Origin of the sequence: Achromobacter sp. ESBL13 (assembly GCF_036668755.1) — a bacterium.
Classification (GTDB): domain Bacteria; phylum Pseudomonadota; class Gammaproteobacteria; order Burkholderiales; family Burkholderiaceae_B; genus Achromobacter.
Genome location: NZ_JAZEVT010000004.1, coordinates 390,137 through 415,218 on the forward strand (window position 1 = coordinate 390,137; position 25,082 = coordinate 415,218).

23 protein-coding genes are annotated in these 25,082 nt (G+C 64.2%); 7 read left to right on the plus strand and 16 right to left on the minus strand.

Annotated elements, in window-relative coordinates:
- The first annotated feature begins 39 nt into the window (after positions 1 to 39).
- On the plus strand, positions 40 to 2,340 hold the full coding sequence (locus V6F88_RS18545) for an NADP-dependent malic enzyme (RefSeq protein WP_332611308.1): 2,301 nt from the start codon (positions 40 to 42) through the stop codon (positions 2,338 to 2,340).
- A 208-nt stretch (positions 2,341 to 2,548) separates the two neighbouring features.
- Here V6F88_RS18545 and V6F88_RS18550 read toward each other — a convergent pair whose 3' ends face one another.
- Positions 2,549 to 3,529, minus strand: a complete 981-nt coding sequence (locus V6F88_RS18550; RefSeq protein ID WP_332611309.1) for a LysR family transcriptional regulator — start codon at positions 3,527 to 3,529, stop codon at positions 2,549 to 2,551.
- Positions 3,530 to 3,707: 178 nt separating this feature from the next.
- Between V6F88_RS18550 and V6F88_RS18555 the strand changes: the two genes are divergently transcribed.
- Both V6F88_RS18555 and V6F88_RS18560 read left to right on the plus strand, forming a co-directional pair.
- Entirely contained in the window at positions 3,708 to 5,027 is a 1,320-nt protein-coding gene (locus V6F88_RS18555; protein WP_332611311.1) for an MFS transporter, read from the plus strand.
- A 36-nt stretch (positions 5,028 to 5,063) separates the two neighbouring features.
- The gene (locus V6F88_RS18560) at positions 5,064 to 6,362 is read left to right on the plus strand and encodes an ArgE/DapE family deacylase (RefSeq protein ID WP_332611312.1); all 1,299 of its coding nucleotides are present in this window, start codon (positions 5,064 to 5,066) and stop codon (positions 6,360 to 6,362) included.
- Here V6F88_RS18560 and V6F88_RS18565 read toward each other — a convergent pair.
- The 4 genes from V6F88_RS18565 to V6F88_RS18580 all read right to left on the minus strand — a co-directional run bounded on the left by V6F88_RS18565 (position 6,331) and on the right by V6F88_RS18580 (position 9,035).
- On the minus strand, positions 6,331 to 6,765 hold the full coding sequence (locus tag V6F88_RS18565; RefSeq protein ID WP_332611313.1) for a hypothetical protein: 435 nt from the start codon (positions 6,763 to 6,765) through the stop codon (positions 6,331 to 6,333). The genes V6F88_RS18560 and V6F88_RS18565 overlap by 32 nt on opposite strands.
- Before the next feature lie 12 nt (positions 6,766 to 6,777).
- Positions 6,778 to 7,836, minus strand: a complete 1,059-nt coding sequence (locus V6F88_RS18570) for a polymorphic toxin type 44 domain-containing protein (protein ID WP_332611314.1) — start codon at positions 7,834 to 7,836, stop codon at positions 6,778 to 6,780.
- 294 nt (positions 7,837 to 8,130) lie between these two features.
- Positions 8,131 to 8,511 (minus strand): hypothetical protein, encoded by a 381-nt coding sequence (locus V6F88_RS18575; protein WP_332611316.1) that lies wholly within the window; start codon positions 8,509 to 8,511, stop codon positions 8,131 to 8,133.
- A 167-nt stretch (positions 8,512 to 8,678) separates the two neighbouring features.
- Positions 8,679 to 9,035 (minus strand): DUF4148 domain-containing protein, encoded by a 357-nt coding sequence (locus V6F88_RS18580; protein WP_332611317.1) that lies wholly within the window; start codon positions 9,033 to 9,035, stop codon positions 8,679 to 8,681.
- A 221-nt stretch (positions 9,036 to 9,256) separates the two neighbouring features.
- Between V6F88_RS18580 and V6F88_RS18585 the strand changes: the two genes are divergently transcribed.
- On the plus strand, positions 9,257 to 10,075 hold the full coding sequence (locus V6F88_RS18585) for a class I SAM-dependent methyltransferase (RefSeq protein ID WP_332611318.1): 819 nt from the start codon (positions 9,257 to 9,259) through the stop codon (positions 10,073 to 10,075).
- Positions 10,076 to 10,133: 58 nt separating this feature from the next.
- On the opposite strand, the gene V6F88_RS18590 is transcribed toward V6F88_RS18585, so the two are convergent.
- Positions 10,134 to 10,349, minus strand: a complete 216-nt coding sequence (locus tag V6F88_RS18590) for a SlyX family protein (protein ID WP_046805159.1) — start codon at positions 10,347 to 10,349, stop codon at positions 10,134 to 10,136.
- A gap of 199 nt (positions 10,350 to 10,548) precedes the next feature.
- Here V6F88_RS18590 and V6F88_RS18595 point away from each other — a divergent pair, with 199 nt between their 5' ends.
- Positions 10,549 to 12,630 carry a TonB-dependent receptor domain-containing protein gene (locus V6F88_RS18595; protein ID WP_442880355.1) on the plus strand — a complete coding sequence of 694 codons (2,082 nt, stop codon included), beginning with the start codon at positions 10,549 to 10,551 and terminating at the stop codon, positions 12,628 to 12,630.
- Positions 12,631 to 12,656: 26 nt separating this feature from the next.
- Here the strand turns inward: V6F88_RS18595 and V6F88_RS18600 are convergent, their stop codons facing one another.
- On the minus strand, positions 12,657 to 13,286 hold the full coding sequence (locus V6F88_RS18600) for a nitrogen fixation protein NifQ (protein ID WP_332611321.1): 630 nt from the start codon (positions 13,284 to 13,286) through the stop codon (positions 12,657 to 12,659).
- Between the two features lie 303 nt (positions 13,287 to 13,589).
- Here V6F88_RS18600 and V6F88_RS18605 point away from each other — a divergent pair, with 303 nt between their 5' ends.
- Positions 13,590 to 16,064: an ankyrin repeat domain-containing protein gene (locus tag V6F88_RS18605; RefSeq protein ID WP_332611323.1), complete on the plus strand. Its 2,475-nt coding sequence runs from the start codon at positions 13,590 to 13,592 to the stop codon at positions 16,062 to 16,064.
- 116 nt (positions 16,065 to 16,180) lie between these two features.
- Here V6F88_RS18605 and cyoD read toward each other — a convergent pair whose 3' ends face one another.
- The 9 genes from cyoD to V6F88_RS18650 all read right to left on the minus strand — a co-directional run bounded on the left by cyoD (position 16,181) and on the right by V6F88_RS18650 (position 24,043).
- Positions 16,181 to 16,531: a cytochrome o ubiquinol oxidase subunit IV gene (gene cyoD, locus V6F88_RS18610; RefSeq protein WP_046805162.1), complete on the minus strand. Its 351-nt coding sequence runs from the start codon at positions 16,529 to 16,531 to the stop codon at positions 16,181 to 16,183.
- The gene (gene cyoC / locus V6F88_RS18615) at positions 16,531 to 17,145 is read right to left on the minus strand and encodes a cytochrome o ubiquinol oxidase subunit III (RefSeq protein WP_332611325.1); all 615 of its coding nucleotides are present in this window, start codon (positions 17,143 to 17,145) and stop codon (positions 16,531 to 16,533) included. Before cyoC ends, cyoD begins: the two co-directional genes overlap by 1 nt.
- 3 nt (positions 17,146 to 17,148) lie before the next feature.
- Positions 17,149 to 19,125, minus strand: coding sequence for a cytochrome o ubiquinol oxidase subunit I (gene cyoB, locus V6F88_RS18620; protein WP_054422652.1), 1,977 nt, complete (start codon positions 19,123 to 19,125; stop codon positions 17,149 to 17,151).
- A 2-nt stretch (positions 19,126 to 19,127) separates the two neighbouring features.
- Positions 19,128 to 20,036, minus strand: a complete 909-nt coding sequence (gene cyoA, locus V6F88_RS18625; protein WP_046805243.1) for a ubiquinol oxidase subunit II — start codon at positions 20,034 to 20,036, stop codon at positions 19,128 to 19,130.
- A 259-nt stretch (positions 20,037 to 20,295) separates the two neighbouring features.
- Positions 20,296 to 20,847 carry a response regulator transcription factor gene (locus tag V6F88_RS18630; RefSeq protein WP_219990960.1) on the minus strand — a complete coding sequence of 184 codons (552 nt, stop codon included), beginning with the start codon at positions 20,845 to 20,847 and terminating at the stop codon, positions 20,296 to 20,298.
- A gap of 4 nt (positions 20,848 to 20,851) precedes the next feature.
- Positions 20,852 to 22,054, minus strand: a complete 1,203-nt coding sequence (locus V6F88_RS18635) for an ATP-binding protein (protein ID WP_332611327.1) — start codon at positions 22,052 to 22,054, stop codon at positions 20,852 to 20,854.
- 247 nt (positions 22,055 to 22,301) lie between these two features.
- Positions 22,302 to 22,832 carry a copper chaperone PCu(A)C gene (locus tag V6F88_RS18640; protein WP_332611329.1) on the minus strand — a complete coding sequence of 177 codons (531 nt, stop codon included), beginning with the start codon at positions 22,830 to 22,832 and terminating at the stop codon, positions 22,302 to 22,304.
- A gap of 76 nt (positions 22,833 to 22,908) precedes the next feature.
- Positions 22,909 to 23,550, minus strand: coding sequence for an SCO family protein (locus V6F88_RS18645; RefSeq protein ID WP_332611331.1), 642 nt, complete (start codon positions 23,548 to 23,550; stop codon positions 22,909 to 22,911).
- 64 nt (positions 23,551 to 23,614) lie between these two features.
- The gene (locus tag V6F88_RS18650) at positions 23,615 to 24,043 is read right to left on the minus strand and encodes a DUF2946 family protein (RefSeq protein WP_332611333.1); all 429 of its coding nucleotides are present in this window, start codon (positions 24,041 to 24,043) and stop codon (positions 23,615 to 23,617) included.
- Positions 24,044 to 24,362: 319 nt separating this feature from the next.
- Here V6F88_RS18650 and V6F88_RS18655 point away from each other — a divergent pair, with 319 nt between their 5' ends.
- Positions 24,363 to 25,043, plus strand: coding sequence for a M23 family metallopeptidase (locus V6F88_RS18655; RefSeq protein WP_332611334.1), 681 nt, complete (start codon positions 24,363 to 24,365; stop codon positions 25,041 to 25,043).
- Positions 25,044 to 25,082: the final 39 nt, after the last annotated feature.

A 25,082-nucleotide genomic window follows, 5' to 3' on the forward strand; every position in this document is an offset into this window, starting at 1 on the left:
ACGTCACCCCTTTATTTCGCCACACGAGGCTACCGCCGCATGAATTCGCCCTCCGACCGCCAGGCAGCACTGGACTATCACGAGTTTCCCACCCCGGGAAAGATTTCAGTGGTGGCGTCCAAGCCGCTCGTCAACCAACGCGACCTGGCGTTGGCGTATTCGCCGGGCGTGGCGGCGGCCTGTGAAGAAATCGTGGCCGATCCGGCCAACGTCTACCGCTACACCGCGCGCGGCAACCTGGTGGGCGTGATCACCAACGGCACGGCCGTGCTGGGCCTGGGCAACATTGGCGCGCTGGCGTCCAAGCCCGTCATGGAAGGCAAGGCGGTGCTGTTCAAGAAGTTTGCCGGCCTGGATGTGTTCGACATCGAAATCAACGAAACCGATCCGGACAAGCTGGTCGAGATCATTGCCGGGCTGGAAGCTACTTTCGGCGGCATCAATCTGGAAGACATCAAGGCGCCGGAGTGCTTCACCGTCGAGCGCAAGCTGCGCGAACGCATGAAGATCCCCGTTTTCCACGACGACCAGCACGGCACCGCCATCACGGTATCGGCCGCGTTCATCAACGGCTTGAAGGTCGTGGGCAAGGACATCAAGAAGGTCAAGGTCGTGACCTCGGGCGCGGGCGCCGCCGCCCTGGCGTGCCTGGATTTGATGGTGGACCTGGGCCTGCCGCTGGAAAACATCTGGGTCACCGACATCGAAGGCGTGGTCTACGAAGGCCGTGTCGAACTCATGGACCCGGACAAGGCGCGTTTCGCGCAAAAGACCGATGCCCGCAAGCTGGCCGAAGTGATTCAGGACGCCGATGTGTTCCTGGGCCTGTCCGCCGGCGGCGTGCTCAAGCCCGAGATGGTTGCGGCCATGGGCACGCGCCCGCTGATTCTGGCGCTGGCCAACCCCACGCCGGAAATCCTGCCGGAACTGGCGCATTCCGTTCGCGATGACGTCGTCATGGCCACCGGCCGTTCCGACTACCCGAACCAGGTCAACAACGTTCTGTGCTTCCCGTACATTTTCCGGGGCGCGCTGGACGTGGGCGCCACCACCATCACCCGTGAAATGGAAATGGCCGCCGTGTACGCCATTGCCCAGTTGGCGGAAGAAGAGCAGAACGAAGTCGTCGCGGCCGCCTATGGCACCTACGACATTTCGTTCGGCCCGGAATACCTGATCCCCAAGCCGTTCGACCCCCGTTTGATCGTGCGCATCGCGCCGGCGGTGGCCAAGGCGGCCATGGACGGCGGCGTGGCCACGCGCCCGCTGGCCGATCTGGAAGCTTACGAAGAGCAGTTGCAGCAATTCGTGTACCACTCGGGCGCGTTCATGAAGCCGCTGTTCTCGGCCGCCAAGCGCATCGTGCGCGGCGGCGGCAAGGCCCGCATCGTGTTCACCGAAGGCGAAGACGAACGCGTGCTGCGCGCGGTGCAGGTCGTGGTGGACGAAGGCCTGGCGCGTCCCATCCTGGTGGGCCGCCCCGCCGTGTTGCTGTCGCGCATCGAGAAATTCGGCCTGCGCCTGCGCCTGGGTGAAGACGTTGAAGTCACCAACCCCGAATACGACGAACGCTTCCATCAGTACTGGACGACGTACTGGGAACTGATGTGCCGACGTGGCATCACCAAGGAAATGGCGCGCGTGGAAATGCGCCGCCGCCTGACCTTGATCGGCGCAATGATGGTGCACCTGGGCGATGCCGACGGCATGGTCTGCGGCACGGTCGGCGCGTACCACGACCACCTTCGTTTTGTGAATGAAGTGATCGGCCGCCGTCCGGGCGCCAACGTATATGCCGCCATGAACATCCTGCTGCTCAACGAGCGCACGGTGGTGCTGGTGGACACGCATGTCAACGACGAGCCCACGGCCGAGCAGATCGCCGAGTTCACGGTGATGGCGGCGCACGAAATGGCCCGCATGAACCTGGCGCCCAAGGTGGCGCTGCTGTCGCGGTCGAATTTCGGATCGGGTAGTTCCGCGTCGGGCGCCAAGATGCGCCAGGCGCTGGAGTTGGTGCGCGAAGCTGCGCCCGAGATCGAAATCGACGGCGAAATGCATGGTGACTGCGCCCTGGACGAAGCGCTGCGCATGCGCATCCTGCCGTCGTCCACGCTTAAGGGCGAAGCCAACCTGCTGGTGTGCCCGAACGTGGATTCCGGCAACATTGCCTACAACCTGCTCAAAACGGCGGCGGGCGGCAACGTGGCGGTCGGCCCGATCCTGCTGGGCGCCAACGCGCCGGTACACATCCTGACGTCCAGCTCCACGGTGCGCCGCATCATCAACATGACGGCAATGACCGTGCTGGACGCCAACCGCGTCGAAACCTCGGCCTGAGGCTGCGGCGCGCGTTAGCGGCGCGCAACGCCGGCAAGCAACGCCGGCAAGCAACGCCGGCACAACGCCAGCACCCACGCCCCGACCCACCGCTTACGCGCAGCGGCTCGGGGCGTTTTTCATGCGTTCAACGGTGCGCCGGCAGCTGTCGGACTGCACTTTCCGAACGCGACCCGGCCGCTACCCCAAGCTACGCCGGCCCCAAGGCTCAAGGCAAATGCGGCAGCAGCCGCTGCGGCAGCGAATAGTTGTCGATATGGTCGCGGAACGCCGCAATGAACAGGTCCTCGGCCGCGCTGCGGTGCGCGTCCCCGTGCCAAAGCAGATGCAGGTCCGCCGCGCACACGCCTTCGCCCGGCGGCAGCCGCCACAAGCGGCCCTCGGCAAGATCGGCCTGGACGCTGTGTTCCGGCAGGCAGCCGATGCCAAAGCCCGCCACCAGCAGACGCTTGACCTCGTCATGCTGCGACGACGTTGCAATGATGCTGCCCGAGAACCCGCGCTGGTCCCGAAAGATCGTCAGCGGAGACAGGCTGTCACCCAGGGCGTCGCTGGCAAACGAGACAAAATTCTCGTTCAGCAGATCCTCCATGCGGATGTCCGTGCGCCCGAACAGCGGATGGTGCTTGCCGCAGAACATCGCGTAGCGCTGTTGCAGGAACAGCTTGTGGTCCAGCCGCTTGGGAATCTGTCGGCATAGCGCAATGCCGGCCGTCGCGCCGCGCTGTTGCAGCACGTTCACGATTTCGCTGCTGGGCAACACATCCAGCTGAACTTCTATGCGCGGGTGCGCCCGATGAAAGCGCACCCAGAACTCGTCATACACCGCCGAATGAATGCGGCTGGCCACCAGCAGATGGATGCGGCCCACGGTTTGTTCCTCGGCCTGCGCCACGTCGCTGACCAGTTGCGACACGTTGCCATGAATCGCCAGCGCGGCCTGGCGCACCTCTTCGCCGGCCCGAGTGATGGCGAATTTGGAGTGATGCCGTTCGATCAGGCGGCGATCCAGCTGCTGTTCCAGCCGGCGCAATGCCTGGCTGACCGCTGACTGCGTCAGGTGCAGTTTGATAGCAGCACCGCTAATGCTGCGCTCTTGTGCGATGACCAGAAAAGTGCGCAGCAGGTTCCAGTCCAGGCGATCGCCCACGCGTGCAATGGTCGTCGGGGGAATCGATTTATCTTTCATAACACATTGATCGGTAACGGTTTGATGGGGCGCTGGCCGTTGCGAGGGCGCAATGCCCGGTGATGATATCCGAACATTAACGCTGCTTAAGTCGATGATAAGAATTCAGAAATTGACCGCCCCCTGGGGCGCGGGCGATAAAGCCGCCATCAAATCCAAAAAAATCCAAGGAGGAATCATGTCGGCCCCCGTCCATCCATCCGCCGCCAGGCAACCGGTGCGCGCCGCTGCCGCGGCCTTCATCGGCACCACCATCGAGTGGTATGACTTCTACATCTACGCCACCGCCGCCGCGCTGGTATTCGGCAAGGTGTTCTTTCCCACCGCCGATCCCTTCGTCAGCACGATGGCGTCCTTTGGCACCTTCGCGGCGGGCTTTCTTGCGCGGCCGCTGGGCGGGCTGGTGTTCGGCCACCTGGGCGACCGCGTCGGCCGCAAGAATGCGCTGATGGCCACGCTGGTCATCATGGGCGTCGCGACCGTGGGCATCGGCCTGCTGCCCAGCTACTCGCAGGCCGGCATGCTGGCGCCCGCGCTGCTTTTGGTGTTGCGCCTGGCGCAGGGCCTGGCCGTGGGCGGCGAGTGGGGCGGCGCGGTGTTGATGGCGGGCGAACACGCCTCGCAACGGCGGCGCACCTTCGCGGCATCCTTCGCGCAGTTGGGCAGCCCCGCCGGCTTGATTCTGTCTCTGGTGGCGTTCCGCCTGATCACGACGCTGGACGAGGCCGACTTCCTGGCCTGGGGCTGGCGCATCCCGTTCCTGGTCAGCGCCGTGCTGCTGGTGGTGGGCTACTTCATCCGCATCGGCGTCAGCGAATCGCCCGACTTTGCCAAGGTGCTGGCGCAGCAGGAAACGTCCGAGGTGCCCGCGCGTGAAGTGCTGCGCACCGCCTGGCGCACCGTGCTGCTGTGCATGGGCGTGTGTACCGTGGCGATCGGCGGCATCTATTTCACCAACACGTTCATGCTGGCCTACACCACGCAAACGCTGGGCCTTGACCGCGCGATGATCCTGGACTGCCTGTTTGCCGTCGCCATCATCCAGCTGATCGTGCAGCCGCTGGCCGCGTGGTTCGCCGAATCGCTGGGCACGTCGCGCGTGCTGATGATCGCGGCGGCGTGTTCCGTGTTGGCGCCGTACCCGATGTTCATGCTGGTCAGCCACGCCACGCCGCTCAGCATCGTGGCCGGCATCGCCATCGTGCTGGTGTTCATGGCGACCATCTATTCGGCCATGGCCGGCTTCATCAGCGCGGCCTTCGAGACCCATGTGCGTTATTCGGGAATCTCGCTGTCGTATCAGTTGTGCGGGGCCGTTGCCGGCGGTTTCACGCCGTTGATCGGCACCTGGCTGTCGCATCAGTATCCCGGCCAGTGGCTGCCGCTGGCGCTGTTCTATTCCGCGCTGTCGGCGATCACGCTGGTGTCGATATGGGGCTTGGCCAACCACAAGCCGCGCCGCGCGGCCAGCGTTCGCACCGTCACGCCGGTCGCGTAGGGCGGGCGCTCAAACACTCATCTTCAAGGAGAAACCATGGACACCACTCAAGCCCCCGCCGCGCTGACGGCCGAACAGACGCGCCGCATTCTGCAAGCCGTGGACGACCGCTTCGATGCGCAACTGGCCTTCACGCAGGAGTTGGTGCGCTTTCCCTCGCTGCGCGAGCAAGAGCACACCGCGCAGGACTTTCTGTACGAGGCGATGCGCCAGCGCGGCTTTGCGATGGACCGCTGGAAGATAGACGTAAAGGACATTGAATCCCATCCGGGCTTCGGACCCGTCACCGTCTCGTACGAAAACGCCTTCAATGTGGTCGGCACCTACCGACCCGACGTGCAGACGGGCCGCTCGCTGATCCTGAACGGCCACGTGGACGTGGTGCCCACGGGCCCGCAGGACATGTGGAGCCGTTCGCCCTGGGACCCGGCCATCATCGACGGCTGGATGTACGGACGCGGCGCCGCCGACATGAAGGCCGGCCTGGCCGCCAACCTGTTCGCCTACGACGCCCTGCGCGCGGCCGGCTACGCCCCCGCGGCGCCGATCTACTTCCAGTCCGTGGTGGAAGAGGAATGCACGGGCAACGGCGCGCTGGCCGCCCTGTTGCGGGGCTACAAGGCCGACGCCGTCATCATCCCCGAACCCGAAGAAAACATGCTGGTGCGCGCCAACGTGGGCGTGTTGTGGTTCAAGGTCCGCGTGCAGGGCCACCCCACCCACACGCGCGAAATGGCCAACGGCTTCAACGCCATCGATGCCGCCTACGCGACCATCGAGGCCCTGCGTAAGCTGGAAACCAAGTGGAACGGGCAGCATCACTGCCACCGCCATTTTGAACACCTGGACCACCCCATCAACTTCAACATCGGCAAGATCGAAGGCGGCGACTGGCCGTCCACCGTGCCGCCCTGGTGCGAATTCGACGTGCGCGCCGCCATCTACCCCGGCACGACGGCGGACGAAGCCCGCGCCGAAATCGACGCCTGCCTGCGCGACGCCGTGTCCGACCCCCGCCTGGGCGGAACACCCCCCACCGTCACCTACACCGGCTTCTACGCCGAAGGCTATGTGCTGGAAGAAGGCTCCGACGCGGAAAACACCCTGCGCGAGTGCCACCGCCAGGCATTCCAAAGCGAGCTGCAAAGCTTCACCACGCCCGGCTACCTGGACGCCCGCGTCTTCGTCATCTACGGCGACATGCCCACCCTGGTCTACGGACCCAAGTCCCTGGACATCCATGGCTTCGACGAACGCGTGCACCTGGAATCGGTACGCCTCATCACCAAAACCATTGCACTGTTCATTGCGCAATGGTGCGGGGTGCGGGAGTGAGGTAGGTAGAAGTTCGGTCGGGGTTTCCTGCAAACAGGCGGGCAAGGAATCGATCGCGTATTTCGGTGCGTTCGACCTTTGCCCCATCCCCGACAAATACGTCGACACGACTGAACGGCTGCGTCAGTTCGATATGGTCAGCGCTGTGGCCTGGAAAAGTGATCAAGATCCACATGCCGGGCTTGGGAAACATGGCCGTGCGAAATCTTAAAGTCTGGCCGGGGCTCATGCCAAGCTTGCGCGTGTCGTCGTTGTCGTTGAAAAAGACGCTGACGCGGCCGGTGGCATGTTCCGAGTAATGCACCACCACCACGGGCGAAAACGCACCCGAGGTGGCGGAAAATACCCAGATGCATGCCAGCAATCCCAGGATGGCGCAAAGCAGGCGCGCTACGACTCGCATGCTTCCGTGCTTTCAACGGCTGCATTCATGGAGTTCCTTAGCTCGATGCTCTGCGATTCCCCAAGGCAACGGCACGGCGGAAATTCGTTCCAACAGCGTAGCCGAGGTCAGTTCGTGAGGCTTGGAGGCGGCATAGAGATCGCATCCCAGTTTGATCGAAATGTGGTCCGGCACGTCGTCCGCGCTGGCCGGCCACGTGCCGTTGGTCGAATGGTCTTGCCACCTGGGGAGTTTTCCATCCTTCATGGACCGATAGGCGTCCGATAGCGCTTGCGCCAAGCCTGCCCCGTGAAGCAGCTCGGCTTCGCTAAAGCCCAGGGCCACCCCGACATATCCATAGTGGATGTTCGACCAGATGTCGTAGTAGTAGTCAAAATCCCCCAGTTTTTGCCAGCCTCGATTAAAGCCGTGCGGCCCCAGCCGTCGTCGCAGAAGTGGTTTATGGTCCCATGGCCGGCCAGGGCCAACGCGCTCGACCCACATTGCATAGGCGGCAGCCTTTTGGGCCGCGGCCGCTGCGTGATAGTCAGGTCTTCCAGCCAATTTTTCATGCCAGCGTAACCGGTGCCATTCAGCAGTTTGAGCGTCGGGATCCGCGCTGTTGGCCCCAAGTATCTTTCTGCCTTCGACGGAGAAGGGATTGGTCTTCATTTCACGAACGATGTACTCGGCCACTGCGACCGCCGTATCAGCGTGATCGCAGACAACGTGGTCCGGGGCCTTAGCTCGTATGCGCTCACTGCTGGAATCTCTGTCTGGCGAGGCGCTCTTGGCATTGCCTGCGTGGGCCCGAAAACCCAAATCTTGAGCTAATACGGCGATGTTCTGGCTGGCGATCAGCGTCGCGCCACATGACGTTTGCATGCCGTCGATCGCCAGCCGGATCCCGTCGACCATAAAGGTGGATACGCCTTCCGCGATAGGGTAGGTTCCCTTGCACTGGGGGCAACTCACCATATGTCCCAGTCCCGATGCCGCCTTACCTTCAATCAGGTAGAAGCTGATTCCCTGCAAGACGGTGCCACCGTGACTGGTCGTATCGCCAATTCGTATGATTGGCCTGGCTGACATACGCCCTCCCACGCAAATTAGACTGGCTTCGAGTCTATTGAATTTGCAACGGGCCAGACGATCTGGTGGGAAAAATCGGACTACTACGAGCGGATTCGGAATTGATCCGATGCCGACAGGGACAAGCTGCCCGCTTCGCGGGGACGTCAAAGCATGTCAGGTGTGGCGAAATCGGCCGGTGGGCATCGGCGCACGGTGCGAACGAATAAGAACAGCCCCCGGCTGTAAAGCAGGAGGCTGTGGTGTAGCCGGTCTTTCGCTATCGGGTCGGCTCGGATTTCGCCTATCCCCGCATCAAGTGCTGCTGGCCTTCCAGGTGCCGTCCGGTTGCTTGCAGAACCAGAACTGCCATTTCTCGGTGGTGCTGCTGCGGGCGAAGTCGGCGACCAGGAAGCGGCAGACGCGGTCGTCCTTGATCTTGCTGGTTTGCGTGGGCGTCAGTTGTACGGTGATCGGCGCGGCGCGCTTGGGCTGGGCCTTGCTGGTCCATTCGGTGCGCTGGCCGTCGGCCGATTGGTTCAATGCTTGCGCGACGGCTTCGTGGAACGAGGTCCGGTCGCCGTTGGGAATCTGCGTGATGAGAGAATTGTTCAGCATCACCGGCGGTGCGGCGACGGCCGCTGCCGACATGCCGCTTGCGATGAGCAAGGCGGCGAGAACGCGGGTGTATCTCAAGATAGGCTCCCTGTCTGATGAGTCAGATTTTTTCTTGCTGGCACTGGAGCCGATAGTACGCGAACGCGTTGCGTTTGCCACGTGCGCCGCGACCGCGCAAAAAAAGGCCGCCTGGTTCAAGGCGGCCAAGGTACAACAAGGGGAGGGGGTAATCGTAGTCAGGCAGATCAGTTGCCGTGGTAGACGCCGGCGAACGGCATGTCGTTGGGCTCAACGTTGGAGACCAGGCCGGCAGCCTTGGCGGTAGCCAGTTCGGCTTGGACGTCGGCGCGAGTCTTGCCCGATTGCTGGGCGCCGTACACGCCCTGGAAGGGCACGTTGTTCGGTTCCACGTTGGTTACCAGGCCAGCGGCCTTGGCGGCGGCCAGTTCGGCCTGCACTTGCGCGCGGGTCGGGCCTTCGTACTGCGTGCCGTAAACGCCTTGGAACGGCACGTTGTTGGGTTCGATGTTTTGCGATGCGTAGGCGCCGGCGCTCAGGGCGGCAAAGGACAACATCAATGCGGTAGCTAGGGTCTTCTTCATGGTAAATCTCCGATTTCAAGAGCCTTGGGTGCGAATCCGGCGGCCTATCCGTCGTGGTTCGTTGCTGTTTCCCGATGACTGAATTCTGCGCCGATCCGGGGTAGGGATAAACCCGGATATCCGTAAAAGATATTTCCATAAATGGAAGAATATCGTTCGATTTTCCGATTTATTCCATTTATGGAAGCCATAGCGTCCCCCGGCGTCATAGAGGAGCCCGCATGGAACAAGTCCGGCTTACCGGTGTACGAGCCACGCTGTTGATTACGCTGTATGCCAAGGCAGCCGAAAGCCGCCTGCCGGGATCGTTGTTGCAGGACCGGTACGCCGCCGAGGCCGTGGCACGTATCGACCATGACTTCGCCGCGCTGCGCATGAGCCGCGACGCCATGATCGGGTTGTCCATGCGCGCCTACTCGCTGGATGCGTGGGTGCGGGACTTCCTTGCCGCGCACCCGGTCGCCACGGTGCTGCATCTGGGATGCGGGCTGGACAGCCGGGTATTTCGCGTGGATCCGTCACCCGGCGTGGCGTGGTTCGATGTGGATTACCCCGATGTGATCGCGCTGCGGCGCACCGTATATCCCGACCGCCCGGGCTGCGAACTGGTGGGAACGTCGTTGGCGGAACTGGATTGGCTGGCGCGTATTCCGGCCGATAAACCGACGCTGGTGGTGGCCGAAGGGCTGCTGCTGTATTTGCACGAAGCGCAGGTACTGAACTTGCTGCGGGTGATCACCACGCAGTTCCCATCGGGTGAGATCGCGTTCGATGCTTACTCGCGGCTAGGGCTGGCGCTGGCCTCGCGCAACCCCATGTTCCGCGCGACCGGCGCGCCGATGCGGTGGAGTCTGGAGGACGCGCAGATGCTGGAAGCGCAGGTGCCGGGCTTGCGATTGCGCACCGAGCAATGGGTCTACGAAGAAGCCGGTGGCGCGCAATGGGCGCGGTTCAGCTGGCCGGCGCGCGTGGGAGTGTGGCTGATGCGGCGCGTGCCGCCGCTGCGCAGGCTGGGCAGGTTGCTGCGCTACGGTTACTGAGGCGTGCAGAGGCGTGCAAAGGCGTGCAAAGGCGTGCAGAGGCGTGCAGCAGTACCGGTCAGTAGTGCGGCGGCAGCTCGTCGCGCAAGCTGCGAAAGGGCGCGGCGCCTTCCGGGGCTTGTTGGCGCAGGTCGGCGACCTCGCGCTGAAGGCGGTCTATCTGCTGTTGTTGGCGGACGATAATCTGGTTCAGTTGTTCCAACAGATCATCCGCAAAGCTGGACTTGATCTCCAGCTCTTGCAGGCGGCGTTCTATGTCTTGCATGGGTTCCATGGCGGCTATTAGACCCGTTCCTGCCGTGGATTTCCAACGGAACACGGGATCTTTCAGGCTTTTATATAGGGAGACATCGGTGACGGACCAGGCGGGGCGGTACGCACGGCGGCAAACACAAGGCGCTACGCGAGGGCACGGGCAGCGCGGGCTGCGCCGGGGCTTGCAGTGGCTGATGCAGGGCTCGCTGGTGGCGGGCATGGCCAACGGCGCCTGGAGCCAGACGGTGGACGCGACCCTGGCGCCCGTGGTCGTGACAGGCACGCGCCTGGGCACGTCCGTGCTGGACACGCCCGCGTCGGTGGATGTGGTTGACGGCGCGGTGATGCGCCAGGGCCAACCCGGCATCAACCTGTCGGAAGGGCTGGCGGGCGTACCCGGTCTGCAAATACAGAACCGCCAGAATTATGCGCAGGACTTGCAGATTTCCAGCCGGGGCTTCGGTGCGCGGTCCACGTTCGGTGTGCGCGGGGTGCGCCTTTATGTAGACGGTATCCCGGCCACGATGCCCGACGGCCAAGGGCAGACGTCCAACATCGACATCGCCTCACTGGCCCGTGTTGAAGTCATGCGCGGGCCGTTCTCTGCGTTGTACGGCAATTCCTCGGGCGGGGTGATCCAGGCGTTCACCGAGGATGGCGCGGCGCCGCCGTCCGTGTCGGCCAATGCGTGGGGCGCCAGCTACGGCACATGGCGTTACGGCGCATTGGTCAGCGGGGTGACGGGCACGAGCGGGGGCGAGGGCGCGGGCGCGGACGCGGACGCCCTGGATTACGTGGCGAGCGTCAGCCGCTTTACCACCGACGGCTACCGCGACCACAGCGCAGCGCGCAAAAACCTGGCCAACGCCAAGCTGGGCTTGCAGCTGGACGACGCCAGCCGGCTGACCATCGTGCTGAACACCGTCAACCTGAAAGCGCAGGACCCCTTGGGCCTGACCTGGCAGCAGTTTCAGGATGACCCGCGCGCCGCGCCCCTGGCACAGCAGTACGACACCCGCAAAACGGTGCGCCAGACGCAGGGCGGCATGGTCTACGAACGGCAGGTGGACGGGCGCAATACGTTGCGCGTGATGGCGTATTACGGCCAGCGCGACACGACCCAGTACCAGTCAATTCCCCCCGCCGTGCAACTGGCGCCCACGCAGGCGGGCGGCGTCATCGACCTGGCTCGCCAATACGGCGGCGCGGACGTGCGCTGGACGTCCGAGCTTGATGTCGGCGGCCGGGCGCTGACCGTGGTCGGCGGCTTTGCCTACGATGCCATGCAGGAAGATCGCAAAGGCTATCAGAACTTCACCGGTTCGGTGGCCAACCCGACCCTGGGCGTGCAAGGCGCGTTGCGGCGCAACGAAACCAACACCGTGTACAACGCCGACCCCTATGTGCAGGCATCGTGGAAAGTGGCGCCGCGCTGGACCCTGGACGCGGGCCTGCGCTACAGCACGGTCAGCTTCGATTCCAACGACCACTACCTTGCCGCAGGTAACGGCGACGACAGCGGCGACGCGCGCTATCGCAAGGCCCTGCCCATGGCGGCCGTGCGTTATGCGGCCAGCCAGGACGTCAGCCTGTACGCGTCTTACGGGCGTGGATTTGAAACGCCCACCCTAAACGAAATCTCGTACCGCCCCGGTGGTCAGCCCGGCTTGAATTTCGGCTTGGCGCCGTCGCTTAGCACCAACCTGGAGGCGGGCGTGAAGGTGCGCGTGGCGGGGGGCTTGGCGACCGCCGCCGTGTTCCACACGGGCACGGACGATGAGATCGTGTCGGCCGGCAGCAGCGGCGGGCGCACCAGCTATCAGAACGCGGGCCGTACACGACGAGACGGCGTGGAACTGGGCTGGTCCGGCGAACATGCGCCGCACTGGCGCACGCAGTTGGCCTATACCTGGTTGAACGCGCGTTACGCCGACGACGGCGCGGGTGGCATCCGCGCCGGCAACAAGATACCGGGCATCGCGCGGCAAGCCCTGTTTGCGTCCTTGGCGTGGGCGCCGCCGCAAGGCTGGCAGGCGTCGGTGGAAGGGCGGGTGTTAAGCAAGATCTACGTGAACGATGCCAACGACCAGGATGCGCCGGGGTATTTCGTTGCCGCCATCAGCGCGGGCTACGTGAAGAAAATCAACGCCTGGGAACTGAACGCCTACGCGCGTGTGGATAACCTGTTCGACAAGCAGTACGTCGGCTCGGTCATCGTCAACGAAAGCAATGGCCGCTATTACGAGCCGGCCGCCGGGCGCAGCGTGGGCATGGGGATCGGCGCAACGTATCGCTTCTGACGATGCGTTGTGGCCGTGGCGCGCAGTCAGTCGGGCGCGCTTGAATAGCAGATGCCGTGGTCTTCACATTGCGGGCATCCGGGCGCGGCTGACGGCGGCAGGCCCGCGTGCTCGCAGGCCGAATAGGCCAGGAATTTTTTCCAGCGCAGGTTGCGTGTATTGCGCATCACCAAGCCCGGGTAATGGCGCGCCAGCAGAAAGGTGACGTCTTCGCGGCCGGCCAGGCCCAGGTCGCGCCACAGGTGGTCGGGCCGCAGGCAGGCGTGCGCCAGCACGCCGGTAACCCAGGCCGTGGTGCCAAGGTCGGGGGCGCGATAGGCCTCAAGCAACACGCGCATCAGCAGGGTGAAGCCGGGTTGCGGGTCGCCCCGGCCGTGCACCGCGTACAGGGCGTATTGCTCGACAAACGCGGCCAGCCTGGCGTCTTCGGATTGCAGCGCGCCGGGAAAAAGATGGTCCATCAGGTCCGCGATTTCTTCGGGGCTCAGGCCGCTGCGCGCCAGATCGTGGTGCGCCAGGCTGGTACCGATGACGGTGGCGAAGAAGCCGGCGTCGGGATGGCCGGGCGGCGCGTGATGCAACAGGGCGCGCGCGAACCGCTGCACCGACACGGAAATGTCGGCCTGGGCGGGGGAAGAAGTCAGCACAGCGTCCATGGCGGGGAGTGGCAATCGCTAAAGTAATTCTGATGTTAATGAAGTCGTTATGTTGCGAAATATATATCGAAAGCCATGTCAGGCCGGCGATATTGTGGACAAAATGGTCTCAGGACATACCCGAACGGTGCAACCGCCAAGTGATCATTACGACGCACCTGCCCAGAGGCAAAGCGGCGCCGGCGAGTATCATCGGCATCCTCGATATTTCGGGTTTCCCCTAGCATGCCGCGACACGTACGTTCCGTTGTTTCCCGCCCCGCGATTTCCAGGTTTGCCATATCCAGGCTATGCGGCGCCGTCTTGGTCGCGCTGGCCGGCCTGACGGCGGCGCCGCCACCGGCCGTCGCCTACGACATCGGCGCGGTCATCGACGCCGTGCGCCTGTCGCGCTATCCGCTGCGCGACCCGGAACGCCGCGTCTGGGGAACGGAAAACGTAAAGGACGCGATACTGGTCGGGCAGATGGAAAACCGGCTGTACCTGTACCGGTACTTGCGGCCGGACGCCAAGACGTTCAGCCTGGAATTCCGGTCCCAGCCGCTGGTGATCGATCCCTCCAGATGGAGCGCATCGCGACAGGAAAACGTGGTGGTCCGATCCCCGCGCAACGCGGAAACCCTGTACTGGGTAGGCGTGTCCTATAACGGCGACGACAGCTCCGAAGCTCAGGGCTTTTTGGTGGATGCTAGCGGTGTGGCCGCGTCGGTGCATGCCGACGCCAGGCTGGCCGTGGTGACCGCCGACCGCCCCTGGACAGACGAACGCCGCGCGCAGGCCCTGGCCACGCTGCGGCCGGCCTTGACCGACTACCCCGTGCGCATGAAGGCGTTTCCGGCCGACCTGCGGTTTGAATACCGCGCGCCGGTGGACGTGACCGCCACCTTCCGCACGTTGCATCAAGTGGCGCGCGCCATCCCGCGCGCCAAGGCCGCCGAGTTCAACCGCGCGTTGGCCGACCTGCGCCGCTTTGTGATGGAGCAGGACCCCCGCCAGATCGATCCCGAGAATGAAGACGCCGAGATGCTGACGGCGCTGAACGACTACGGATTCTGGCTGGCTGAATCCGGCGACACCGAACAGGCCGACCGCATCTTGTCCGAGGTCTTGCGGCGTGATCCGGCGCGCACGGCGGCCTATCTGAACCGTGCCGATGCGCGCTGGAAACAAAGCACGCAAGCGCGCGACAGGCGCGACTATTTCGAAGCGCTGGCGCGCGAGGACTACCGCCTGTACTGCTCGCGCCGGCTGGCGGCCAATGACGCCATCCCCGCCAACATCGCCACGCGCATCCGCGCGGCGCTGAAGGAAACCGCGCCGCTTGATGCACAGGTTTGCCGGCCCCGCCTGGCGATCTTCAAGGCGATCCAGGCCGAAGATCTGGACGCGGTGCGCGCCGAATTGGCCGCCGGCCAGGACCCCAACGGAGAGAACGAAAACGGCAGGTCCGCGCTGGCGGTGGCCGTGTCGAAAAAGCAGCTGGACATCGTGCGGGTGCTGTTGGCGGCGGGGGCGCGAGCCGATGGGCCCAACAACGGTTATGTGCTGCTGGCCTCTGCGTTGCCCGACGCCCGCGACACTCGCCCGGCCGAGCAGCGCTATGCGCTGGCCGACGCGCTGATCGCGGCGGGCGCGCCGCTGGATGTGCCCGACTCCAGCGGCATGCCATTGCTGATGCGCCGCGTGTCGTATTCCAGCGAAGACAAGGAAACGCTGAGCTACCTGCTGGCCAAGGGCGCCAACCCGAACGCGCGCGACAAAAGCGGGCGGTCGGTGCTGCACGCGGCGATGCAAAGCCCCAAGACGTTGTGGTTTGCCCAGGCGCTGCTGGCCAAGGGCGCCGACATCAACGCGGCCTATGTGCGCATGTACTACGGCAATCGTGGCATGTGGGAAACGCCCTTGCTGGAAGCGCTGCGCGACGCTATCAGCGGCGAGTTCACCCCGACGGTGGTGTATCCGATTCCTGAACGGCTGAGCTTTGCGCTGGCGCACGGGGCGGACCCGGCCGTGGGCGGCTACAGCGCCAACAAGACGCCGGATCGCAACGGCATGGACGAGGCGCTGGCGCTGGCCGCGCGCACGATGCAGCCGACGCTGATCGACCAGCTGGCGCAAGCCGCCAAGCCGCCGTATCAAGCGCTGACGCCGGAACCCCTGTCGCGCCTGTTGGGTGTGTGGAATCAACTGGAGATCCGCGCGGCCATCAAGCTGAACAGCCCCGACTGGGACGGCCAGCGCGCCAGGCTGCGCGCCACCGCCGACCGCTTGCTGGCCGCCGGCGTGCCGTTGACGCGCCCCGACGACGCCACGGGCATCGCCAACAACAACATCGCGCCGCTTGGGCTGCCCTGGCTGCCTGACGACCTGTATCAGCAATGGCTGGACAAGGGCGCCGACGCGTCGGACAGAAGCGATCCGAACACGCGCGTCGACGGCGTTGCGGATGCCGACGCATTGCCGCTGGTGATCATGCTGCGCGCCGGCAACGAGGCCAAGGCCAAGATGCTGATGGACCGTGACGCCGGCTTGTATCGCACCCAGTGGCGTTGCGGCATGGCGGTGGCCGATGTGCTGGCCTGGCAGCTGGGCAATAGCGGCCCCATCAGCCCGACGGGCGCTCGCGCGGTGCGGCAGGTCATGGAAGGGGCGCAGGGGGCGGCCAGTTGCGACTTGAACCAGACGTCTCGCGTACAGCCGTTCGTGGGGATCAGCGCCCGCGACCTGGCCGCGCGCGCCAACGTGACGCTGATGGTGAAAGAGCCCCAGCCCCGGTAACCGGTGCGCCGCGGCCGTTCCGCATTTTCAAAACCGCATCTTCAAAACAAAACAGGCGCCCGAAGGCGCCTGTTTTTTGCGATGACGCTGGCGGCAGCGTCATCGGCAAAGCGTCATTACATGGCGTGGCCCATGTTGACGTTCATGTTGTACAGCACCCATGCCGACCCGCCGACGATGATGGCGATGATCATTACGGTGAAGACGAACGCGGCCAGGTTGTCGCGTGCCGACTTCGACGCGCCCATGTGCAGGAAGTACACCAGTTGCACCAGCAACTGGAGCACGCACAAGGCAACGACGCCGACGATGGTGATGGTGTGCGACAGCGCGCCGTGCATCACCAGGCCGAACGAGCCGAAGGTGAGCAGCAACGAAAGCACGAAACCGATGATGTAGGACTTCAGGCTGCCGTGGTCGGCGGCGTGATCGTCGTGGCCGTGTGCGGCCGCAGCGGAGTGCGACATCAGATGGCTCCCATGAGATAGACGAAGGTGAAGACGCAGATCCAGACGATGTCCAGGAAGTGCCAGAACAGGCTCAGGCACGCCAGACGACGCTTGTTGATCGAGTCCAGGCCATGGCGGCGGATCATGTCCAGCAGGACGATGATCCAGATCAGGCCGAAGGTGACGTGCAGGCCGTGCGTACCGATCAGCGTGAAGAACGCCGACAGGTAAGCGCTGCGGCCCGGGCCGGCGCCTTCCGTGATCAGGTGATGGAATTCCCAGACTTCCATCGCGATAAAGCCCGCGCCGAACAGGAACGTGACGACCAACCAGCCCATCGCGCGGGACTTGTTGTTGGCGTGCACGTTCAGGTTGGCCATGCCGAAGGTGAAGCTGGAGAACAACAGCAACAGCGTTTCGACCAGCACGAACTTCAGGTCGAACAATTCCTTGCCCGTGGGGCCGCCCGCGGTGGCGTTGGACAACACCGCGAACGTGGCGAACAGCACCGAAAAGATCAGCAAGTCGCTCATCAGATAGACCCAGAAACCGAATACGGTCTTGGATCCATCGTCATGATGCGCGTGATCGTCGTGACCCGCGTGGGGGTGAGTGGCTACGGCTTGAATCATGGCTCAGGCGGCCTTCTGCATTTTGTCAAAGTGAGCGTTTTCGATGCGTTCGACTTCCGCGGCCGGGACCCAGTAATCGACGTCGCGGTCGTAGGCACGGGCGATGAAGGCGCCGATCATGCCGACGAAGCCGGCGGCGGCGAGCCACCAGATGTGCCAGATCAGCGCGAAGCACATCACCAGGCCGAACAAACCGATGTAGACGCCGGCGCCGGTGTTACGCGGCATGTGGATGTCTTCGTACTTGGCCGGGCGCTTGTAGGCCTTGCCGCTTTGCTTGTCTTCCCAGAACTGGTCCAGCTCATCAACGTGAGGAACGTGGGCGAAGTTGTAGAAAGGAGCCGGCGACGAAATCGACCATTCCAGGGTGCGGCCATCCCAGGGATCGCCAGTGACGTCCTGGTTTTGCTTGCGTTGGCGAACCGACACGAACACTTGCTGCAACAGGAACCAGATGCCCAGCATGATCAGCGCGGCGCCAGCCAGCGCGACCAGCAGGTACGGCTGCCATTCCGGGTTGTCGTAGTGGTTCAGGCGACGCGTCATGCCCTTGAAGCCCAGGATGTACAGGGGCATGAAGGCCATGAAGAAACCAACGAACCAGCAGTAGAACGAGTAGCGGCCCAGGCGCTCATTCAGCGTGAAGCCGAACGCCTTCGGGAACCAGTAGGTCATGCCCGCGATACAACCGAACACCACGCCACCGATGATGGTGTTGTGGAAGTGGGCGATCAGGAACAAGCTGTTGTGCAGCACGAAGGACACGCCGGGGATGGCCAGCATCACGCCGGTCATGCCGCCGATGACGAAGACGATCATGAAGCCCAGCGTCCACAGCACCGGCGTCGTGATGCGCAGGCGGCCGCGGTAGATGGTGAACAGCCAGTTGAAAATCTTCGCGCCCGTCGGGATCGAGATAATCATTGTCGCAATGCCGAAGAAGGCATTGACGTTGGCCCCCGCGCCCATGGTGAAGAAGTGGTGCAGCCAGACCAGGAACGACAGCACGCCGATGGCGGCCGTGGCGTAGACCATGGACTTGTAGCCGAACAGCGTCTTGCGGGCAAAGGTGGCAACCACTTCCGAATACACGCCGAACGCAGGCAGCACCAGGATGTAGACCTCGGGGTGACCCCAGATCCAGATCAGGTTCACGTACATCATGACGTTGCCGCCCATGTCGTTCGTGAAGAAGTGCGTGCCCAGGTAGCGGTCCATCGTCAAGAGCGCCAGCGTGGCGGCCAGGACGGGGAAGGCGGCGACGATCAGCACGTTGGTGACCAGCGAGGTCCACGTGAAAATCGGCATCTTCATCAGGCTCATGCCCGGTGCGCGCATGCGCAGGATGGTCACGATGAAGTTGATGCCGCTAAGCGTTGTGCCCAACCCGGAAATCTGAAGTGCCCAGATGTAGTAGTCCACCCCGACGCTTGGGCTGTAGTCCAGCCCCGACAACGGCGGATACGCGAGCCAGCCCGTCGCGGCGAATTCGCCCACGAACAGCGAGATCATCATCAGCGCGACGCCGGCGCCAAACAGCCAGAAGCTCAGCGAGTTCAGGAACGGGTAGGCCACGTCGCGGGCGCCGATCTGCAGCGGCACCACGATGTTCATCAACCCGGTAATGAAAGGCATCGCCATGAAGAAAATCATGATGACGCCGTGGGCGGTGAAGATCTGGTCGTAGTGGTGCGGTGGCAGGAAGCCGGCCGAATCGGCGGAGGCAACCGCCAGCTGGGTACGCATCATGATGGCGTCGGCAAAGCCGCGCAACAACATGATCAGCGCGACGATGATGTACATCACGCCGATGCGCTTGTGGTCGACGGAGGTCAACCATTCCGTCCAAAGGTACTTCCACTTGCCGAAGTAAGTGATGGCGCCGAAGACCGCTAGGCCTCCCAGGCACACGGCGGCCAGCGTAACCATGACGATAGGTTCATGGTACGGAATGGCCTCGAGGGTAAGTTTCCCGAGCATTGTTAGTTAATTCCTGCGATCAGATTGTTCGACGTGGACGTGCACGTGGCGGAGTCCACACCGGCCATCTTGGACATGGTGCTGCCCAAGACGAAATCAAACATGGCGGGAGGCGCCGACGAATACTTGACCACCGGGTTGCGTTCGCTGCGCTTGGTCAGCTCTGCATAGACCTCGGGGGTCAGGGCCGTGGGCGAAGCCTTGGCTTCCTTGACCCAGTTGTCGAACCCTTCTTGCGACGTGGCGATGGCCTTGAAGCGCATGCCGGAGAAACCGGCGCCGCTGTAGTTGGCCGAGATGCCGGCGTACGTACCGGCTTCGCGCGCATTCAGGTGCAACTTCGTTTCCATGCCGGCCATCGAGTAGATCTGGCTACCCAGCTGGGGGATGAAGAACGAATTCATCACCGACGCCGACGTGATGCGGAAGTTGACCGGAACGTCCACGGGGAACGCGATCTCGTTGACCGTGGCGATGTCGTAGTCGGGATAGATGAACAGCCACTTCCAATCCAGCGACACCACCTCGATGGTGACGGGCTTGTGTTCGGATACGAGCGGCTTGTAGGGGTCCAGCGCGTGCGTGGAGCGCCAGGTGATCACGGCAAGAATCGCCACGATGATACAAGGAACGGTCCAGACTACGACTTCAATCGCCGTGGAATGGGCCCACTTGGGCTGGTAGTCGGCTTTGGTATTGGATGCGCGGTATTTCCAGGCAAAAGCCACAATCATGAACAGTACTGGAATCACAACGATGAGCATCAGCCCGGTCGCCGTGAACAGCAAAGTCTTTTCTTGGGCGCCAATATCTCCCTTGGGGGAGAGGATTTCCATGTTGCAGCCGCCAAGCAGCATGACCGCGCCGACGCCAAAAATGCGCGTAAGGGTCGCAAGGAGGGGGTGTTTCACGTACAGCCTTGGATGGAAGGTGGGAAATGCTGCAAAGCAGCAGACTGGAATGCTGCCAAGCAGCAACGTCCATCCTATCGGCTTGATATCCATCAAGCATGCGACACATGGTCGCATTGCCTGGGAGGAATCTGCCCTGAAGGGGCCAGATTCAGGGTTTTCCTAGGGGCGCAGTTGTCCCGAAGGGGTTGCATGGGGGTGCGACGATATGTCGCACCCGCACATGAGGTGTTGTAAAGATGTGTCGCACCCGCACAAATCAGTCCGCGAGGACTTCGCGTTCCGGCCCCGGTTTTTTTGCCAGCTTGCGCTGAAGCGACCGGCGGTGCATGCCCAAGAGGCGCGCTGCCGCCGAAACGTTGCCGCCGGTTTCGTGCAGGGCCTGATGGATGTGCTCCCATTCTAGGCGGTGCAACGGTGTCATGGTCGTTTCGATGGTAACGGATTCTGGCTTCACCAGACCCAGCGTGCGCAGGATCATCGGCGCGGTGGCGGGCTTGGGCAGGTAGTCGTCCGCGCCGCGCTTGATGGCTTCCACGGCAGTGGCCACGCTGGCGTAACCGGTGACCAGCAGGATGCGCATGTCGGGGCGCAGCGCGCGCAAGGGGCGGATCAGCGTCAGGCCGGAGTCCTCGCCCAGGCGCAGGTCCACCAGCGCGAACGCGGGGCGGATTTCCTCGGCCACGCGCAAGGCTTCGGCGATGCCGGTGGCGGTTCGGGTTTCCAGGCCGCGACGCGACAGGCTGCGCTGCAAGGTGCGCACGTACAACTCGTCGTCGTCGATCAGTAGGCCAAGGTCGGTAGGGTTCATCACTTCAAGTTCCGGGGTTGCCCAGGGGCAGGTAAAAGCGGATGCGGGTGCCTCCCCCAACGGCGGCGGTCATGGTCATTTCTCCACCCAACTGTTCCACCGTGGCGTGCGACAGGGCCAGGCCTACGCCCAGCCCTCCCGGCTTGCCGCTGTTGAACAGGCTGGTTGCGGGTAGCAAGGTCTGGTCGGGGTCGAAGCCCCGGCCGTAATCCCGCACTTCGCCACGCAGGGCGCCATAGCCATATTCCAGATGCAAATCCACGCGCGGCGTGTCGGCGGCCTCGCCGGCGTCTGCCGCATTGTTCAACAGCGCCTGCAACAAGTGCGCAATCGCCGGGTCCACCCGCAGGCTGGGGGGCAGCGTGCCCGAGCGGTTCAGGTCGATCGTCGGGCGGATCAGCCGCCATTGACCCACCACGCGCACCAGGTCCACGGCGGTTGGGACAGCCAGATTGCGGATGCGTTCCCGGCAAAGGGCCAGTAATTGACTCAGGGTGGACACGTCTTCGCGCAGGTCGTCGTCCTTGACCTCGGCGGCGATTTCGTCAGCCAGCAGCGTCATGGTGGCCAGCGGGGTATTCAGTTCGTGGGCCATGGCGGCGGCGTGGGTGGCCAGGGCAACGATGCCTTCGTTGCGCGTGAAGCGTTCGCGCAGCCGGGCCAGTTCGCGCTCGCGGGCGCGCAGGTCGGAAGCCAGGCGGGTGGAAAACACCAGCACGACCACCACCGAAATCAGGAAGTTGGCGCCCAGGCCCCATAGCAGCAGGGTGTGCGTATCGACGTCGCCGCGCAGGGGCTGGCCGAAGATGGCCGCCGCCGCATAGCCTGAAATACCCGCCAGCGCCGCGGCCAATGCCCAGTTGCGCGGCAACGCCAGCGCCGCCAGCGCGGTCAGGATCAGGAACATCATGCCGAACGGATTGCTGATGCCGCCGCTCCAGCCGATCATCCAGGACAGTGCGGCCATGTCCACCAGCAAATGGCCGAACGCCGTGGCGTGGGACAGGTCGCGGGGATGGCGCAGCCGCAGGCTGGCGTAGGCGTTGAAGCCGATCAGGACACCGACGCCGATCCACAGGGGTTCCAGCGGCAGGGCAAGGCCCAGCACGCTGCTGGCCAGCAGGATGGTGGCGGCTTGGCCGGCGATGGCGAGCCAGCGCAGGCTGCAAAGGGTACGCAGGAATGAAAAGGCGGAACTACCGGGCATATCCAGACACAGAGTTGCCGGCGGGCCCGCCGGCGGGTCAAGCGCCCGGCGGCGCGGAACGCAGGCACCCGGCGCGCGGCGTAGGAAGCCGGCTGCCGTCGGCCCTGGAGGCAGGCGCCGACGGTGGATGTGCTGGCATTGTATGGCGATTCAGCGGCTTACGCTGACGGCGAAGGCGCCGTGTGCGTCCCCAATAAAGCCGGCCGCAAGCCGTCCGTCTCTCTCTATATATATAGAGGACAGATAATCAGTGGCCGTGCTTGGCGGGCGCCTCGCCGGCCTTCGCGTTCAGCGCGCGGGCTTCGACCGACACCGGCACCCGGTGTTGCTGCTGCTTGGCGTCTTCCACGATCAGCGTCACGTCGATGTGATCGCCCGGGGTGATCTGGCGGGCCAGGTCGATCAGCATGACGTGATAGCCGCCCGGCTTCAGGTCCACCGGTTGGCCGGCGGGCAGGGCGATGGCGGGCACCTGGCGCATTTTCATGACGTCGTCCTGCATCGCCATTTCATGCACTTCCACATGCTTGGCGGCGTCGGATTCCACGGCGACCAGGCGTCCGGCCTCGGGCGAGGTCAGGCGCATGAAGACGCCGGTGGCGTGCTGGTTGGGAACGGTGGCGCGCACCCAGGCGTCTTCGACTTTTACGGTGGCGTTGGCGGCATTGGTGGCATCGGTGGCCTTGGCGGCGTCGGCGGCATGGGCGGTGGCTGCAACGCCTGCCAGCACGGACAGGGACAGGGCAGTGGCAAACGTGCGGAGCGAAAAGTTCTTCATGATGGGGTCTCTTCTTTTTAAGGATTTATATAGACTTCCCGGCGTTCCCGCCGGGGGAGTCTTGCGAAGCGCGGCCTTACAGCACCGTGCGCAGGTCTTGCACGCATTCGGCGGCGGACTGCGCGTGGCGCAGCGCGATACGCAGCTTGCCCTTGGCGTCGATCACGTAGGTCAGCGCGGTGTGGTCCATGGTGTAGGACGAGCCGGTCGGGACCTTCTGGTAGAACACCTTGAAGGATTGGGCGGCGGCGCGCGTCTGTTCGGCGGTGCCGCGCAGGCCCACGAAGCCCGGGTCGAAGGCGCTGGTGTATGCGCCCAGGATTTCGGGCGTGTCGCGTTCCGGGTCCACGGTAATGAACAGCACGCGCAGCTTGTCGGCGTCGGCGCCCAGCAGTTCCTTGATCTCCAGGGCGCGGGTTAGCGCGGTGGGGCAGATGTCCGGGCACTGCGTGAAGCCGAAGAACAGCAGGATGGGATGGCCACGGTAGTCGGCCAGGGTGCGCGATTGGCCGGTGACGTTCTGCAATTGGAAATCGCCCGTGGGCATGCCGGACAGGTCCATGCCCAGTAGTTTGGGGGCGTCGGGCCCGCAGCCGGCCAAACTCAAGGCCGCAAGGGGCAGGCAAGACAGCAGCAGGCGACGGCGGGAGTCGGGCGCGTCGGTGCGCGCAACAGGGGGCGCCGCGCCATGGGGCGCGCGCGAGAAGGGGGAACGCATGTAAACCTCGAAGGCGGTCGTGTCGATGGGGCGCGCGGCAGCGTGCCGCGCGAGCCAGGCGGGATCAGACCAACGAGGGTGGGGCGCGCGAGCCTAGCGGCGGGCCGTGCGCGGCCAGCGGGGGCAGCGCGCGATAGGCGAGCGCGGGCGGGGCCGGGCGGCCCGTGGGCACGACGATCGGGGATACGGTGGGCGTGGGGGCGGGCGCCACGTGCGCCAGCAGGCCGAAGGGACATTGCGCGCCGGTTTCAGCGGCGTCGTGCCGCGCCGAGCCCTCGTTCGTGCGCGATTCCAGCTTGAGGTCCAGCGTGGACAACTCGCCGGCCGCCGAGCAGAACGTGACTTCGAAGCGACCTTCGTGCAAGGCGCGCGTGTCCGGCATGTACCCGGTGGGCACCAACGCGCGTAGCGTCAGCGCCAAAAGCGCCAGCCACAACACAACCCGGGCGCGCGTGGCGCCCGAGCAGCGCAAGAGGCGGGACATTTCGGACATAGCGGGCATTCTAGTCGATGGCCGCGCGGATCATCGGGCGCGCTGCGGGCCTGGCCGAACGCGCCGGGCCGTGGCGATGTGCCCACCCGCAATCACCGTGCCCTGTCCACCATCGCGCCGCCACCGGCCTTTTGAAAATCTTGGTACCCTTGAACGCAGTTGCGCCATCCCGACCCTCAAACCCTGTTGAACCCCTACCTCAGTGCCCCAGGTTTCAGTGCTTTCCTTGTCCGCCCCGACCCTGTCCGTGCCCGTCCTTGCGACCGCCTCGCCGCCTTCTGCACGCACCACGCGTACGGGGTCGCCGAATCGTATTTGGATGGGTCTGTGCGTCGTCCTGCTGGTCGTGCTGTTGTCGGCCTGCGGCACCACCAAGGTCCAGCCGGGCTATTACCGGGTGCAGTCGGGCGACACGCTGACGCAGATCGCGCGCAAGCAAGGCACTTCGGTCAGCAATCTGGTGCGCTGGAACAGCCTGTCCAACTCCAACACCATCGAAGTCGGGCAAGTACTGCGCGTCGAACCACCGGCCGGGCAGGCTCGCACGTCCAGCCCCAGCAAGTCGGCATCCAAGCCCGCATCCACGTCACGGTCTTCCACATCGGGCGGTAAACGCCGCACGGCGCCACCCGGGGCAATTTCGCTGGTGTGGCCGGCGCAGGGCAAGGTCACGCGCGGCTATGACGGCAGCGGCTCGAACGGCATCGTGATTTCAAATTCCTCGGGTACGCCCGTGGTGGCGGCGGCGAGCGGCACCGTTGCGTATTCGGGCAGCGGCTTGCGCGGCTACGGGCATCTGGTGATCGTCAAGCACAACGCCAGCTTCCTCAGCATTTATGCGCACAACAGCAAGCTGCTGGTCAAGGAAGGGCAAAGCGTGAAGCAGGGGCAGAAGATTGCCGAAATGGGCAACAGCGACAGCAAGCAGGTCGGGCTGTACTTTGAACTGCGCTACGACGGCCAGGCGGTGGACCCGGCGGGCAATCTGCCTCCGCGATAGTGGCCGAGGGCGACGGCGGAAGGGCGGCAACCGCCCGTA

What these genes read in the sequence shown, in the direction of transcription:
- V6F88_RS18545 (WP_332611308.1), top strand. Translation starts at nt 40, where the DNA reads ATGAATTCGCCCTCCGACCGCCAGGCAGCACTGGACTATCACGAGTTT.
- V6F88_RS18550 (WP_332611309.1), bottom strand. Translation starts at nt 3,529, where the DNA reads ATGAAAGATAAATCGATTCCCCCGACGACCATTGCACGCGTGGGCGAT.
- V6F88_RS18555 (WP_332611311.1), top strand. Translation starts at nt 3,708, where the DNA reads ATGTCGGCCCCCGTCCATCCATCCGCCGCCAGGCAACCGGTGCGCGCC.
- V6F88_RS18560 (WP_332611312.1), top strand. Translation starts at nt 5,064, where the DNA reads ATGGACACCACTCAAGCCCCCGCCGCGCTGACGGCCGAACAGACGCGC.
- V6F88_RS18565 (WP_332611313.1), bottom strand. Translation starts at nt 6,765, where the DNA reads ATGCGAGTCGTAGCGCGCCTGCTTTGCGCCATCCTGGGATTGCTGGCA.
- V6F88_RS18570 (WP_332611314.1), bottom strand. Translation starts at nt 7,836, where the DNA reads ATGTCAGCCAGGCCAATCATACGAATTGGCGATACGACCAGTCACGGT.
- V6F88_RS18580 (WP_332611317.1), bottom strand. Translation starts at nt 9,035, where the DNA reads ATGAAGAAGACCCTAGCTACCGCATTGATGTTGTCCTTTGCCGCCCTG.
- V6F88_RS18585 (WP_332611318.1), top strand. Translation starts at nt 9,257, where the DNA reads ATGGAACAAGTCCGGCTTACCGGTGTACGAGCCACGCTGTTGATTACG.
- V6F88_RS18590 (WP_046805159.1), bottom strand. Translation starts at nt 10,349, where the DNA reads ATGGAACCCATGCAAGACATAGAACGCCGCCTGCAAGAGCTGGAGATC.
- V6F88_RS18595 (WP_442880355.1), top strand. Translation starts at nt 10,549, where the DNA reads ATGGCCAACGGCGCCTGGAGCCAGACGGTGGACGCGACCCTGGCGCCC.
- V6F88_RS18600 (WP_332611321.1), bottom strand. Translation starts at nt 13,286, where the DNA reads ATGGACGCTGTGCTGACTTCTTCCCCCGCCCAGGCCGACATTTCCGTG.
- cyoD (WP_046805162.1), bottom strand. Translation starts at nt 16,531, where the DNA reads ATGTCGCACTCCGCTGCGGCCGCACACGGCCACGACGATCACGCCGCC.
- cyoC (WP_332611325.1), bottom strand. Translation starts at nt 17,145, where the DNA reads ATGATTCAAGCCGTAGCCACTCACCCCCACGCGGGTCACGACGATCAC.
- cyoB (WP_054422652.1), bottom strand. Translation starts at nt 19,125, where the DNA reads ATGCTCGGGAAACTTACCCTCGAGGCCATTCCGTACCATGAACCTATC.
- V6F88_RS18630 (WP_219990960.1), bottom strand. Translation starts at nt 20,847, where the DNA reads ATGAACCCTACCGACCTTGGCCTACTGATCGACGACGACGAGTTGTAC.
- V6F88_RS18635 (WP_332611327.1), bottom strand. Translation starts at nt 22,054, where the DNA reads ATGCCCGGTAGTTCCGCCTTTTCATTCCTGCGTACCCTTTGCAGCCTG.
- V6F88_RS18640 (WP_332611329.1), bottom strand. Translation starts at nt 22,832, where the DNA reads ATGAAGAACTTTTCGCTCCGCACGTTTGCCACTGCCCTGTCCCTGTCC.
- V6F88_RS18645 (WP_332611331.1), bottom strand. Translation starts at nt 23,550, where the DNA reads ATGCGTTCCCCCTTCTCGCGCGCGCCCCATGGCGCGGCGCCCCCTGTT.
- V6F88_RS18650 (WP_332611333.1), bottom strand. Translation starts at nt 24,043, where the DNA reads ATGTCCGAAATGTCCCGCCTCTTGCGCTGCTCGGGCGCCACGCGCGCC.
- V6F88_RS18655 (WP_332611334.1), top strand. Translation starts at nt 24,363, where the DNA reads ATGGGTCTGTGCGTCGTCCTGCTGGTCGTGCTGTTGTCGGCCTGCGGC.